Annotated in this window: 9 protein-coding genes and 2 pseudogenes; 7 read left to right on the forward strand and 4 right to left on the reverse strand. The window is 35.4% G+C overall.

Annotation, left to right across the window (positions count from 1 at the left end; translation table 11 throughout):
- Window positions 1-107: 107 nt before the first annotated feature.
- Both CWR48_RS17895 and CWR48_RS17900 read left to right on the forward strand, forming a co-directional pair.
- On the forward strand, window positions 108-1,028 hold the full coding sequence (locus tag CWR48_RS17895; RefSeq protein WP_115774681.1) for a DMT family transporter: 921 nt from the start codon (window positions 108-110) through the stop codon (window positions 1,026-1,028).
- Window positions 1,015-1,896, forward strand: a complete 882-nt coding sequence (locus CWR48_RS17900) for a DMT family transporter (RefSeq protein WP_115774682.1) — start codon at window positions 1,015-1,017, stop codon at window positions 1,894-1,896. The genes CWR48_RS17895 and CWR48_RS17900 overlap by 14 nt, the downstream gene beginning before the upstream one ends.
- Before the next feature lie 309 nt (window positions 1,897-2,205).
- On the opposite strand, the gene ilvD is transcribed toward CWR48_RS17900, so the two are convergent.
- Window positions 2,206-3,876 carry a dihydroxy-acid dehydratase gene (gene ilvD / locus CWR48_RS17905; RefSeq protein ID WP_115774683.1) on the reverse strand — a complete coding sequence of 557 codons (1,671 nt, stop codon included), beginning with the start codon at window positions 3,874-3,876 and terminating at the stop codon, window positions 2,206-2,208.
- Between the two features lie 214 nt (window positions 3,877-4,090).
- Window positions 4,091-4,765 (reverse strand): FadR/GntR family transcriptional regulator, encoded by a 675-nt coding sequence (locus tag CWR48_RS17910; protein ID WP_115774684.1) that lies wholly within the window; start codon window positions 4,763-4,765, stop codon window positions 4,091-4,093.
- A gap of 535 nt (window positions 4,766-5,300) precedes the next feature.
- Here CWR48_RS17910 and CWR48_RS17915 point away from each other — a divergent pair.
- Window positions 5,301-6,995, forward strand: coding sequence for a methyl-accepting chemotaxis protein (locus CWR48_RS17915; protein ID WP_115774685.1), 1,695 nt, complete (start codon window positions 5,301-5,303; stop codon window positions 6,993-6,995).
- Window positions 6,996-7,655: 660 nt separating this feature from the next.
- Here CWR48_RS17915 and CWR48_RS17920 read toward each other — a convergent pair.
- A pseudogene (locus CWR48_RS17920) lies at window positions 7,656-8,432 on the reverse strand (oxidoreductase).
- 276 nt (window positions 8,433-8,708) lie between these two features.
- Window positions 8,709-9,086 carry a YkvA family protein gene (locus tag CWR48_RS17925; RefSeq protein WP_115774686.1) on the reverse strand — a complete coding sequence of 126 codons (378 nt, stop codon included), beginning with the start codon at window positions 9,084-9,086 and terminating at the stop codon, window positions 8,709-8,711.
- A gap of 422 nt (window positions 9,087-9,508) precedes the next feature.
- Between CWR48_RS17925 and CWR48_RS17930 the strand changes: the two genes are divergently transcribed.
- The 4 genes and pseudogenes from CWR48_RS17930 to CWR48_RS21105 all read left to right on the forward strand — a co-directional run.
- Window positions 9,509-10,813, forward strand: a complete 1,305-nt coding sequence (locus tag CWR48_RS17930; RefSeq protein ID WP_115774687.1) for a VTT domain-containing protein — start codon at window positions 9,509-9,511, stop codon at window positions 10,811-10,813.
- 228 nt (window positions 10,814-11,041) lie between these two features.
- Window positions 11,042-11,410, forward strand: coding sequence for an ArsR/SmtB family transcription factor (locus CWR48_RS17935; RefSeq protein ID WP_115774688.1), 369 nt, complete (start codon window positions 11,042-11,044; stop codon window positions 11,408-11,410).
- The gene (locus CWR48_RS17940) at window positions 11,403-13,532 is read left to right on the forward strand and encodes a heavy metal translocating P-type ATPase (RefSeq protein WP_115774689.1); all 2,130 of its coding nucleotides are present in this window, start codon (window positions 11,403-11,405) and stop codon (window positions 13,530-13,532) included. The genes CWR48_RS17935 and CWR48_RS17940 overlap by 8 nt, the downstream gene beginning before the upstream one ends.
- Window positions 13,533-13,743: 211 nt before the next feature.
- Window positions 13,744-13,866: pseudogene (locus CWR48_RS21105) on the forward strand (DMT family transporter); the annotation flags it as partial.
- Window positions 13,867-14,080 lie beyond the last annotated feature (214 nt).

The raw sequence follows: 14,080 nt of genomic DNA on the forward strand, positions 1-14,080 counted from the left end.
CCTTGCACATCTGTATCGGTACAGATGCATATTTTTTACATCGTAAAGGTTATTATTATCCATTACGATAATGGTACCGGCCGGATCAATATAAGGGGGAAATAGAAATGATTGAAAACAGAAATGCATATATCGCAGCAACGGTCTATGCAATCATTATCGGATTGTCATTTATGTTTGTTAAAGTGACATTAACGGTTGCAACACCGTTAGATACATTGGCTCATCGGTTTACGATTGCATGGATCGCTGCCACAGTGTTAATGGTGTTTAAAAAAGAATCAATAAAGTTAGCAAAAAAGGATGTACTATTAATTGCCTTGTTAGCCGTCTTATATCCGACACTCTTTTTTGCATTTCAAGTATTTGGGTTAGTGCATACATCCTCATCGGAAGCTGGTATTATTCAAGCAACAATACCAATTTTTACGTTAATTTTTGCTAGTATCATCTTAAAGGAAACATCTACACGTAGTCAAAAAATAGCGATTGGTTTGTCTGTACTCGGTGTGATGTATATTATGTACATGAATGGGACAGGGGGCTCAAATACAAGTCTCATTGGGACGGCTTTGATTTTACTTTCAGCACTTATCGCCTCACTATACAACGTATTTGCCAGAAAGTTAACACAACGCTATCCGTTATTCACTATCACATATATCATGACCTTGTTTGGGTTTATAGCTTTTAATGGACTGGCACTAACAAACCATGTAATGAATGGAACATTCCAGCAATTTATGCAACCTTTTGGACACTGGGATTTTGTACTAGCCATTTTGTATTTAGGTATCCTATCGTCTTTAGGAACGTCCTATCTTTCCAACTATGCTTTATCAAAAATAGCCGCATCGAAAATGAGTGTTTTCAGTAATTTTGCAACGCTCATTACCATTTTAGCAGGGATCATATTTTTAAAAGAAGAATTTCATTTATATCACTTAGCAGGATCAATTATCATTATCATCGGTGTTGTTGGTACAAACTATTTTGGTGCAAGAGGCAAATCAAATGAAAAAATATAGTCTCTTGCTAATCATAAGTCTCATTTGGGGATCTCAATTTTTCTTCGTGGAATTAGTAACGAATGATGTAGGTTCGATTACATTGTCTGCTTTGAAATCACTCATTGGTGCAATTTGTTTAACAGTTATTAGTCTGTTTCTACCAAAAGGAAACAACATATACCATTTTAAAAAATATTTTTGGATTGCACTCTTTGAAGTAGTCCTTCCTTTTATTCTCATTGCGCAAGGTCAAAAATATGTATCAAGCAGCGTTGCATCTATGCTCATAGCAATGGTCCCAATCTTCACATTAGTATTTTTCGTCTTGCTCTTCAAAAAGAAAGCGAGCAAATTTGAAATAGTCAGCATTGTATTAGGGTTTTTAGGAATTGTGATCTTATCGTGGCCAACACAAGGATTGATGAATGTTTCAGGGAATATATTTGGAAATGTGTTACTTATTTTTGCTGCAATGAGTTTTGCGGGGGCATTAATTCTAATGGAAAAATTGAAAGGCGGTTCTCCTGTGGTCCATATGAGAAACGTTTTATGGATTGCAACTATTGTCTTATTGCCAATGGCATTCCTTTTTGAAAAGCCATTACAAATCGGTATCAATCATTCGCAAGTAATCTATATTATCATTTTAGGTATATTCCATGCAGGAATTGTCTATATGCTGTATAATCTCTTAATTCAAGAAGAGGGAGCATTATTTGCCTCTTTTAGCAACTATATTAACCCGGTTATTGGTGTGGTTTTAGGCTATATTATTTTAAAAGATCCATTATTTTTGCAGTATAAGATTGGCATATTAATCATTCTTTTAGCACTTTTATTTTCGAATCCCAGTACTTTTAGAAAATGGGTCAGGAAGGACAATTAATAGAGAATATCCTTGTATATAATAGGCTTTTATCCTATAAAAATTCTCTAAAATAAAGTTAATCGGAACAGATAATAATCTTAACTATTTGTAATTAGGATATTCAACAATGAGGCGCTTTAATGGTATAAGGATTACAAAAATAATCAAACTTTTTTATAAAAGAATGATTCAATGGAATATAGAAAAGCGTGCTTTGATCAACCTTTTTTCAAAACACGCTTTTCTATTTGCTTTATTTTCTAGGTGGAAAATTACTTAATCAGTAAAACTATTATTCTATTAAACTCATTTATGACATTAAAACAATTAAATGCTCATTATGCCGCCTTTTGAAGCATTTGTTACAAGTTTTGAATACCTTGCTAACCAACCATGTTTGATTTTAGGCTCAAATGGTTTTAGAGATTTTTTACGCTCAGCTAATACTTCTTCCGATACGTTTACATTTAGTGTTCTATTCGGTAAATCAATAACTACGATGTCTCCATTTTCAATTAATGCAATTGGTCCACCTTCTGCGGCTTCTGGAGAAATATGTCCGATGGAGATACCTCGAGATGCACCTGAGAAACGTCCATCTGTTAGAAGTGCCACTGAACTGCCTAAACCACGACCCATGATAGCAGAGGTAGGAGCTAACATTTCTGGCATCCCTGGTCCGCCTTTAGGCCCTTCATAACGGATAATAACAACATGTCCTTCCTTTACAGCGCCACTGTCAATTGCTTCTTGAGCTTCCTCTTGAGATTCAAAAACGATGGCTTCCCCTTCAAATACCTTAATAGAAGGATCAACAGCACCGACTTTAATGACGGCACCTTCTGGAGCGATATTTCCGTATAAAATGGATAATCCTCCGACTGGGCTGTATGGATTATCTTTTGGACGGATTACTTGTTCATTCTTAATTTCATATTCACTAACAAGTTCACCCATTGTTTGACCTGTTATCGTTAAACGGTCTGGATGGATGGCACCTGGAATCTTTGTTAATTCATTAATAATGGCACTTACACCGCCAGCTTTATTGATATCATCCATGGAGATATCAGATGCAGGCATAATCTTCGCAAGATATGGAACACGAGCTGCAATTTTGTTAATATCTTCAAGCTTATAATCGATTCCAGCTTCATTCGCGATTGCTAATGTATGCAGAACGGTATTCGTAGATCCACCCATTGCCATATCAAGTGCAAATGCATCATCGATTGCTTCTTTTGTAATGATATCGCGAGGTTTAACATCTTCTTCAATCATACGAACGAGATGCTTTGCCGCTTCAAAAATCAGTTCTTTACGTTTCTCGCTTGTGGCAACAATGGAGCCATTTCCAGGTAGGGCTACACCTAACATTTCCATTAAACAATTCATAGAATTTGCTGTGAACATTCCTGAACAAGATCCACATGTAGGACAAGCATTATTTTCAATATCGTTAAATTCCTCTTCCGACATCTTACCTGATTTATAAGCACCAACACCTTCAAAAACAGATGTCAGTGAAAGTGGTTTTCCACTCGAGCTTATACCAGCTTCCATCGGTCCTCCCGAAACAAAGACAGAAGGTACATTCGTACGAGCAGCAGCCATTAACATACCAGGGGTGATTTTGTCACAGTTTGGAATGTAAAATACTCCATCAAACCAATGCGCATTTATAACTGTTTCAGCACTGTCAGCAATTAATTCACGACTTGGTAATGAATAGCGCATTCCGATGTGCCCCATTGCAATACCATCATCAACACCAATCGTATTAAATTCAAATGGGATACCACCAGCTTCAATGATTGCCTCTTTTACGACATCTGCAAACTCACGTAAATGTACATGTCCAGGAATAATATCAATATAAGAGTTACAAACACCAATAAATGGTTTCCCTAAATCTTTTGCTTTTACTTTTCCTGTAGCATATAAAAGACTACGGTGAGGAGCACGGTCTACCCCTATTTTAATCGTATCACTTCTCATCTGTACACACATCCTCGGATTTGTTATTTGGTAGTTAGAAAGTATAAAAACATTCTTAACGAATAAGTACAACTAAGGCTGTCACTGAAAAGGCGTGGCTAAACCCTAATTTTCTAATTATAATGTATTTTATATTGTGTGTTGTCTGCTGTCAATAGAGTTGTATGACAAATTAGATAGATTTGATGAATCAGAGATATTATAAAATTACCTATTATTCAATTCCTAACTCTTTCATTGCATGCAAAATATGAATTTTCATCGCACTCTTTGCGCCTTCAGGATTGCGATTTTTCATGAATTCCATAATCATTTTATGGTCGTTGATCGTATCTTTGATTGCCAGTTCTTTTTTCTTTGATAATATGACTCCTTTATCAATCGCTTGATAGATAACTGGCATAAGTTTCTCCATGAATTCATTATGGGTAGCCTTTACGATGGATCTATGGAATTTTCGTTCTACATCCGTTCGATCCTCACCCAGTTTAATTTTTTGTTCTATTTGTATTCCATAGTCTAAAATGCGCTGTAATTCAGTATCACTTGCTCGAATCGTCGCATAAAAGGCTGCTTCCGGTTCAATGATTAAGCGTATTTCATACATATCTTTCGCATTTACTTTAGCATCTGCAAGAAAACCTAAAGATTCTATATTATTTACATCAATGTCTTCTTTTACATATGTACCCTTTCCTCGTCTAATCTCTAAAACGCCATTCGTAACCAATATCCGAATCGCTTCCCGAAGTGTTGTTCTACTAATATTTAGCTCCTCTGATAATTCAATTTCATTTGGCAGCTTATCACCGGGAAGAAATCTTTTCTCTATCGCAATCATTGACATGATATCGTCTGCAACACTATCAGATAGCCTTTTTTGCACCATATACTTTATCACCCTATTTTCTTTTTAGTATAGCATATAGGTTGGTTTCTTTTTATTTATCAAAAAATGCGAGTTTTCATGATATCTAATTGCTTGCCCTTTACCAAGTATGGCTCCAAGTAAAGTATTGCAGTATCTTTTGTTTCCAATTCAATAAAATCAAGGTAACTATTACATAACGAATATTCAACCAATTCTCTTAACAAATTACCTCTAGCCATCAAAATTCATGCTATTTCATTTATATCAATAACATTTAATATTGCTGATATTATATCTCCTCTTAATTAATTATTTCTGACGCCGATATTAAATTATATAGGTCTTTATATCCGGTTCACTATGATTATATAAACGGATTATTGTATTGTGTAGCGGCGAATGTAATATAGGAAGGATTGAATAGAGAGGTAATTGCAAAGTTTGTAAAGGGGGATCTAATTCAACTAGATTAGGAATCTATTTTGGACATCGATGAGACCGGCGAAGTAAATGATGTCATTATATGAAATTAACTAACAGGAGATTAATCAATATGAATAAACTATTAAATTTTAAAAGTATTAAATCAAAGATATTATTTGGATTTATGATCGTTGTTGCTCTTATATTCATACTAGGAATATATAGCTTCTTTGCAATTAGCTCGATCAATAAACTTACAGACGATATTGTTAATAAACAAGTTCAGATGTTAATTGCTGATGAACAATTAGTCACTTCTATTTCAGATAGAGTTTCAACTGCGCGAGCATTTGTTTTATCTGGTGATGAAGAATTTATCGATAAATTTAATCAATATACAGAAGATGGTATTAGTTATGAAGAGAAAGTCAGGAGCATAGGAGGCTCCGAAAGGTTTGATGAACTGATTAAAAAAACAGTTGAATGGAGGGCAAATATTGGGGAAAAGGTATTTGATGAGTATAAAAGAGGAAATGTAGAGCTTGCGAAACAAAATTTACAGGAATTGAATCAAGAAGCTGATGACCTTCGAGCTGGTTATACGGAGTTAGCGCAAGAAAAGGAAATGAATGTCAATGAACAGGGAAAAAGTATTATTAAAAGTGGTTCATCAACACTAATATTTGTTGTTATTATTGCTATAGCATCTTTGTTATTCAGTGTGATTGTAGCCTTATTTACAGCTAACTCGATTTCTAAACCTATTAAAAATGTAATGGAAAGAATGAAATTAATAGCAAGTGGCGATTTTAGTAAGGAGAAATTAGTAACAAAAGCGAGAGATGAAGTAGGACAACTCATAAATGCAACAAATGATATGAATCAAAATATGCGTGATCTGCTAAATCAAATTAACGCAGTATCTGAGACGGTATCGAGTCAGAGTGAAGAATTAACACAGACGGCTGGCGAAGTAAAAACTGGTACAGAGCAGATTGCAACGACAATGGAAGAATTGGCTTCAGGATCTGAAACACAGGCTAATAGTGCCAGTGATTTGGCAGATATAATGGGGACATTTACGAATAGAATTGAAAAGGCAAATGAAAATGGAGAACTTATTCAAGGAAATTCAAGTAAAGTTTTAGAGATGACAACTAATGGAAGCAAACTTATGAATTCGTCAACCGAACAAATGGTAAAAATTGATCATATTGTTAAAGATGCAGTTGAGAAGATGGAAAATCTGGATAAACAATCACAGGAAATTTCCAAACTTGTTTCTGTAATAAAAGATGTTGCTGATCAAACCAATCTTCTGGCTTTGAATGCTGCTATTGAAGCTGCAAGAGCAGGAGAACATGGTAAAGGCTTTGCGGTTGTAGCGGATGAAGTAAGGAAGCTGGCAGAGCAAGTAGCATTGTCCGTTAATGATATTACTGGATTCGTAACGATCATACAAACTGAATCTAGTGTTGTAGCTAACTCATTAAGAGATGGATACTCCGAAGTGGAACAAGGAACTGTACAAATTGAGACCACAAGTGAAACGTTTAATGAAATTAGTTCAGCAGTTACAGAGATGGTACAAAGCATTCGTTTAGTATCTGAGAATCTATCTGAAATTATGGCGGGTAGTCAAGAAATGAGTAGTTCTATCGAAGAAATAGCATCTGTTTCTGAGGAATCTGCAGCAGGAGTAGAACAAACAGCGGCATCAGCACAACAGGCCAGCAGCTCAATGGAAGAAGTAACGGGAAGTTCTGAACAGCTTGCGAAGTTAGCAGAAGAATTAAATGAACTGGTAAGACTGTTTAAATTATAGTTGGGAGACAGACTTAGCAGAGTTTGGAAATACTCTGGTTTGATAAGAAGGATAAGTGGAAAAAAGATGAAGGAAGACAGTATCGCTTTTTAAAAACTGTCTTCTTTTTCTAACTGTTTAACTAAATTATTTGTTAGTATCCAATTCAAGCTCCTTTATCTTTACGCCATCTGAGGTTAGTCGATATAGGCCCTAAACAACTGGATTAATCTGCACCAACCCTTTTAGTAAAAGGTCTTTGAGTTCTTGTTGTATGTCGGATTAATTATCTGATTTGTCTGTAATCTGATTAACAATCTGTAATGGCTTCCACCAATCAGTAGTTAATGCTAGCAACACGGCTCTTTGCTCTGAAGTCAGATTCATGCATTCTCTCCATTTTAGGTTACTGGATTCCTTTTTATTATAATCGATTTCGCTTGAACAATTACAGTTCCATACTTAAGAGTACGAACTAAATGCTAAATAGCTGATGCATTGGATAAAAGAATGCGGGAAAAAAACGAAGCAAACGGGGCACTCATACTATATATGTCAATAATTTTCCAGAGTAAAACAAACGTTTGTTTTAACTAAATATAACTTTCAAATTAAGGCTGGATCTCTGTCAGTGTAGGGGATATGTTGGAGAAGGCTCCCTATAAGGAACCTTCTTATTTCTTATCTTATCACTCTTGAATATTGAACTGGCGGGTTTACTTTATGCGTCAATTTCTTTTCTAAGTGTAAACTCCAATAAGGATCATTAAGCATCCCTCTTGCAACGGCTACTAGTTCTGCATCTCCATTTGAAATGGTTGCTTCAGCTAGTTCTGGACTGCTTAATTTGCCAACAGCGATAACGGGTACGTCTAATTGCCTTTTAAACTCACGTGCAAAGGGTACTTGTTATCCAACTGTGTTTTTTGGTTTATGTTCTCCTGGAGGACCTTCCCCGCCACTTGAAACATGGAAAACAGCTGCACCAGCTTTTTTAAATTGCTGAATGGTTTCTTCCACTTCTTGGTTTGTTAAAGCTCTTGGGGGTTTAAGTTCGCCATTTATTGTTTCCTCTGATAGCACTTCTACAGGAATATCAGAAGCCCCTACAGGTTGGTTGGCATCTTCTGCTTTTCTACCTGCATGGGCAATTTGAATTCCAACCTTGGCGTCATATTTTTTAATTTGATTAATAATTCGTTGGTAATGGGCAACTTGTTCATCTGACCATAGACCGAGGTCGCCGTTTGTAATACGTCCTTCAGGAGTAACACTAGTCATTTCCATAATAATTAGACCGGTTCCTCCAACGGCTCTTGAGACATGGTGAACAAAATGCCATTCGTATGGAGTGCCGTCTTCTTTAGTGACTGAATACTGACACATCGGAGCCATTACAATCCGATTTTTTAATGTTAGATTTTTAATCGTATATGGCTGAATAAACGACTCATAAATGAAGTTTGGTATGTCAACCGATAATATGAAATGAAGCTAAAAGCTCATTAATATTGGCTCTTTTCTTAAGGATTGTTGCTCTTTGCTTTCGGGCAGTTAGGCAAGCGGATGCTTGCCTTGTCACGCATTAGCGTGACATTTTCAGAAAGGAAAACGCGGATAGGTAAATGAATTTACCAAATTAGCGTTTTCCTTTCTGAAAAAACTGCCCAAAAGCAACGAAATTTACGAGAACAGCCTTAATATTAAAATGAATTCCATTTTTCACAGCCTTAATTACAAAAATAAGGATACAACCCAAATTAAAACTCCAACCCAAAGAAGTACGATAACTGCTCCAGCAATCCAATTTTTCCGCTTTACCTTTTCCGATCTCTCTGCTTTTTCACGACATACTTTAAGTACGTCTTTTGGTATTAGTTTCAGCACTAAAAGAATTCCTAACGGGATAAGGATTATATCATCTAAGTATCCTAATATAGGAATAAAATCTGGAATTAAATCAATGGGACTAAATGCATATGCTACAAATATGAGTGCTAACAATTTTACATATAGAGGCGTATTAGGATGTTTATATGCTTCAATTAGAATGAAAATATCTCTTTTTATATTTTTTGCTCTGGTCTTTATATCAGTAAGTATTTCCCCCATTTTTTCCTCCACTAATCATAAATTATTTCATATTAATAAAGTAACAAACGTGTTATTGAAAAACAACATCTGTTTCGTTGCTATTTTTATGATATAAACAAAAAATGTAAAGAACTAGAAAACGAATGAAAACCAAAGGGTGGATTGTTTTTGCTTATTATATACCTTAGAAGCCTTCTTCATTAAGAGTCAGGATATGAGTAATAAAAGTATATAAAAATGAAGGGATAATTGAGGATAACGGGGGATGACTTTAAGCTGAGTTTTCATTATACATTCAAATGATGAGCTATAGAGGTCAGCATAAAGGATAATAATACAACAAAAGGGAGAGGTTTAATAGTAAGGAAAGAATATGAACCTGGATAAAGATGTTTATCATCTTTCCTTACAATTTTAAAGGATAATAAAGGATGATTTCAATGGGTGATATTACTGTATTTATTGATAAATTTGGATATATTGTGCTATTTGTTTCACTTTTACTGGAATTGATTGCTTTTCCATTGCCAGGTGAAGTTTTAATGAGCTATACGGGATTTCTTGTTTTCCAAGGACGTTTAAATTGGATAGTTAGCATTTTGATTGCTGGTATCGGAGCTTGTATAGGAATGACTATTTCTTACTGGATAGGTTTTAGGTTAGGAAAACCATTCTTCGAAAAATACGGTTCTCGCTTTCATATGGGTCCCGAACGATTGGAAAAATTCTCCCTTTGGTTTAGTAAGTATGGGAATAAGTTGTTGCTTATTGCATATTTTATCCCGGGAATTAGACATTTTACTGGGTACTTTTCTGGAACTACCCGACTTCCGTTTCGAATATACGCCATTTTTGCATACAGCGGAGCGTTCATTTGGGTGACAATATTTATTACACTCGGCAAACTATTAGGTCCTCAGTGGGAGGCATTTCACAGTTCCATAAAAAAGTACCTTATTATTGGAGGGATAGTAGCTTTAGTCATTTCAATTGCTGTCTTCATTTATAAAAAATTCAATGAAGAGATAAAAGATACCGTAATAAGAATGTTGAATCAAACTTTGACTATTTTTCATACAAGAAGACGAGTTGGTTTTCTAATAGCAATAACTTTTATTCTAACGCTGGGTCTTATGATTCTAATGTTTGGAATGATAGAGGATTTTCTCAGAAACGAATTTACGAATTTCAATTATATCGTGAGTTTACTGATCTCTTCCATCTTTAATAACAACTGGACAGACACGATGGGAACACTCTCATTTCTAGGTTCAAAGCAAGTCCAATTTATTCTTCTCAGCTTTACCCTTATTTGGATTCTATTGAAAGGTGAAAATAAGTTAATTGTATTATTCTCTTTTGCAATCGTGATTGTAGGTGGAGAATTCTTTGAAGAAGGTTTAAGGAGATTTTTTCATTTTCTTTCTCCTGATTCTTATTCGTTTAAAGATCATTTTTTCTACCACTTTCCAAGTGAGCAATCGTTAATGAATTTCATCATTTATGGTTATACGGTATTTATTGGGGTACGCTTTATAAGAAAGGCTTGGATCCATACCATTATTCCAATTGCGGGATTATTGGTGTTGATGCTTATTGCCATCAGTCGATTGTTTTTTGAAGTTGAACTTCCAAGTGATATAGCTGCTGGCTACGTCTTCGGGGGAGTCTGGTTGGGTTTAAATATTCTTTTTCTGGAAATATTTAGATTACTGAGGAAAATAGATATCGAGCCAATACATTGATTTTTAATAATTCTTCTTTTAAGGAAACATTGGAAAAGTAACAAATAGTAATAGCTAATAATAGGTGAATAGGTTCGCCTTTAAACGCGATTTGGCTAATGACTCCTGTCGGTAATTCATACTGGCAGGGTCTTTTTATTTTTCCATTCAAATAATCACTTGAATGAGGTAGTGGAATAAGGTTATTATATATTCAAGCGAATACTTGAATGAGGATGGAGTGATAATATGAAGAATAAAGATACCTGTGAAATTTATTGTTATGACGAAGAAAAGGTCAATCGAATACAAAGGGATTTACAGACTGTAGATATTTCTAGTGTTGCTCAAATGCTAAAAGCTATGGCTGATGAAAATAGGGCGAAAATTACTTATGCTTTATGTCAAGATGTGGAACTATGTGTGTGTGATATTGCAAATATCGTTGGTATTACGGTTGCCAATACTTCTCATCACTTGCGAACACTACATAAGCAAGGTGTTGTGAAGTTTAGAAAAGAGGGAAAACTCGCCTTTTATTCGTTAAATGATGAACATATCAAGCAGATAATGATGGTTGCGTTAGCGCCAAAAAAAGAGGCGAACGCCAATGTCTGATCAACAAGCTAAGCTATCTGATCAAGAATTGAAAACCTACCGTGTTCAAGGATTTACTTGCACGAATTGTGCAGGTATTTTTGAAAATAATGTGAAGGAGTTACCTGGTGTTCAGGATGCGAAAGTAAATTTTGGAGCAGCTAAAATTTATGTGACAGGTTCCACAACGATTGAAGAATTAGAGAAGGCCGGAGCTTTTGAGAATTTAAAGATTCGAAATGAAAAAGAACATAGAGCAGAACATGAACCTTTCTGGAAGCAAAAAGAGAATATTAAGGTATATATATCGGCCATTTTACTTGTTATTAGCTGGTTTTTAGGGGAGCAATATGGGAAAGAGCATATTCTTCCGACAATTGGTTATGCAGCTTCCATTTTAATTGGCGGATATTCGTTATTTATTAAAGGATTTAAAAATCTAAGTAGATTAAAGTTTGATATGAATACCCTAATGACTATTGCTATTATTGGTGCCGCACTGATTGGTGAATGGGGTGAAGGAGCAACCGTTGTTATCCTTTTTGCAATCAGTGAAGCATTAGAACGTTATTCAATGGATAAAGCTCGCAGTACCATTGAATCATTGATGGATATAGCCCCAAAAGAAGCATTCATTCGTCGTGAAAATGAAGAAATGATGATCCAAGTTGAAGATATTCAAGTTGGCGATATTATGATCGTAAAGCCTGGTCAAAAATTAGCGATGGATGGAATGGTCATTAAAGGGACTTCTACGCTAAATCAGGCTGCCATTACAGGTGAAAGTGTTCCAGTAGCAAAGACATTTGATGATGAGGTGTTTGCAGGAACCTTGAATGAAGAAGGATTGCTTGAAGTTAAAGTAACAAAAAGAATGGAGGATACAACTCTTTCGAAAATTATTCATTTAGTCGAAGAAGCGCAAGCAGAACGTGCTCCTTCTCAAGCGTTTGTCGATAAATTTGTAAAATACTATACACCAGCGATTGTGATTTTAGCTCTTTTAATTGCTGTTATTCCATCACTATTTGGCGGTGCTTGGAGTGAATGGATTTATCAAGGATTAGCTGTATTAGTGGTTGGTTGTCCTTGTGCCTTGGTTGTTTCAACACCTGTTGCGGTTGTTACAGCTATAGGAAATGCTGCGAAAAATGGCGTTTTAATTAAAGGTGGTATCTATTTAGAAGAAACAGGACACTTGAAGGCGATTGCCTTTGATAAAACAGGAACATTAACAAAAGGTGTTTCTGCTGTAACCGACATCCTAGCTATTGGCAGAAATCAAAATGAGTTGTTGCTAATCACAGCAGCTATTGAAAAGGGATCACAGCATCCACTTGCTTCAGCGATTATGCGAAAAGCAGAAGAAACTGGATTAAAATCCAATGATGTTTCAGTTGAGGATTTCCAATCGATTACGGGTAAAGGCGTTAAAGCGAAAGTAAATAACCAAATGTATTATGTTGGGAGCCCAAATCTTTTTGAAGAATTGCACGGAAGCATTGAAAGTGATAAAAAACAAACGATTGCAGAGATGCAGACTCAAGGAAAAACCGTTATGCTGTTGGGAACGGAAAAAGAGATGCTTGCGATTATTGCCGTAGCTGATGAAATGAGGGAATCATCCAAAGAGGTCATTAGTAAATTGAACAATATTGGCATCGAAACAGTCATGCTTACAGGTGATAATCAAAGAACCGCAACTGCCATTGGAAAACAAGTAAGGGTTTCTAATATTAAAGCTGACTTACTTCCAGAAGATAAGCTGAACTTCATTAAAGAACTTCGTGAAAAACATCAAATTGTAGCGATGGTTGGGGATGGCGTGAACGATGCACCAGCACTTGCGGCTTCGAATGTTGGTGTAGCAATGGGTGGTGCTGGAACTGATACAGCCTTAGAAACGGCTGATATTGCCTTAATGTCTGATGATTTAAGCAAGTTGCCATATACCATCAAATTAAGTCAGAAGGCGTTAGTCATTATCAAACAAAACATTACCTTCTCTTTAGCAATTAAATTAGTTGCATTATTGTTAGTGATCCCTGGTTGGTTAACGCTGTGGATAGCGATATTTGCTGATATGGGGGCAACGTTGCTTGTGACATTAAACAGCTTACGTTTGTTAAAAATAAAAGAATAAAAGTAAGGTTTCCTAGCTGTTACCTTCCACTTCCCTATGCTAAATAGTTGGTATATTTGAGGAAAGAGCATGGAGAAAGAAGAGCAGGCAAGCAATATCATGATTTAATCAAATTTTAATAAAAGTTGCTCCAAATAATATAGCACTTATCAATAAACTGGACTGGGTCAACCAGAAGACAGGCAGTGCAATTGGACTAACAACCATCCAGATAATCTCTGGATTAATTTTAGAAGAGCAATCCACACTGTTACAAACTATAGGCGGAATACTATTATTAGGTTCCACTTTTGTTAGTGAAATGCGGTTCAGCAGAATACAAGAAAATAAATAAAGAGATGAAGAATCCGCTTTGAATAATTTTTCAAAGCCGATTCTATTGTAATTCTACTTTCTAGCCTTTCTGTAATGAAATACACATATTATATTAATTGATTAGTAATCTGGTTGTAATCAGTAGATGTTAATCTTGAAGCTGTGCATTAAAACATCTAAGGGGCTACCAAATGAATATAAAAGCAATCCTTTGTAAAATACTTAAGAAACAT

Origin of the sequence: Oceanobacillus arenosus, assembly GCF_003369575.1 — a bacterium.
Lineage (GTDB): Bacteria > Bacillota > Bacilli > Bacillales > Amphibacillaceae > Oceanobacillus > Oceanobacillus arenosus.

What these genes read in the sequence shown, in the direction of transcription:
- CWR48_RS17930 (WP_115774687.1), top strand. Translation starts at nt 9,509, where the DNA reads ATGGGTGATATTACTGTATTTATTGATAAATTTGGATATATTGTGCTA.
- CWR48_RS17935 (WP_115774688.1), top strand. Translation starts at nt 11,042, where the DNA reads ATGAAGAATAAAGATACCTGTGAAATTTATTGTTATGACGAAGAAAAG.
- CWR48_RS17900 (WP_115774682.1), top strand. Translation starts at nt 1,015, where the DNA reads ATGAAAAAATATAGTCTCTTGCTAATCATAAGTCTCATTTGGGGATCT.
- CWR48_RS17915 (WP_115774685.1), top strand. Translation starts at nt 5,301, where the DNA reads ATGAATAAACTATTAAATTTTAAAAGTATTAAATCAAAGATATTATTT.
- CWR48_RS17940 (WP_115774689.1), top strand. Translation starts at nt 11,403, where the DNA reads ATGTCTGATCAACAAGCTAAGCTATCTGATCAAGAATTGAAAACCTAC.
- CWR48_RS17895 (WP_115774681.1), top strand. Translation starts at nt 108, where the DNA reads ATGATTGAAAACAGAAATGCATATATCGCAGCAACGGTCTATGCAATC.
- CWR48_RS17910 (WP_115774684.1), bottom strand. Translation starts at nt 4,765, where the DNA reads ATGGTGCAAAAAAGGCTATCTGATAGTGTTGCAGACGATATCATGTCA.
- CWR48_RS17925 (WP_115774686.1), bottom strand. Translation starts at nt 9,086, where the DNA reads ATGGGGGAAATACTTACTGATATAAAGACCAGAGCAAAAAATATAAAA.
- ilvD (WP_115774683.1), bottom strand. Translation starts at nt 3,876, where the DNA reads ATGAGAAGTGATACGATTAAAATAGGGGTAGACCGTGCTCCTCACCGT.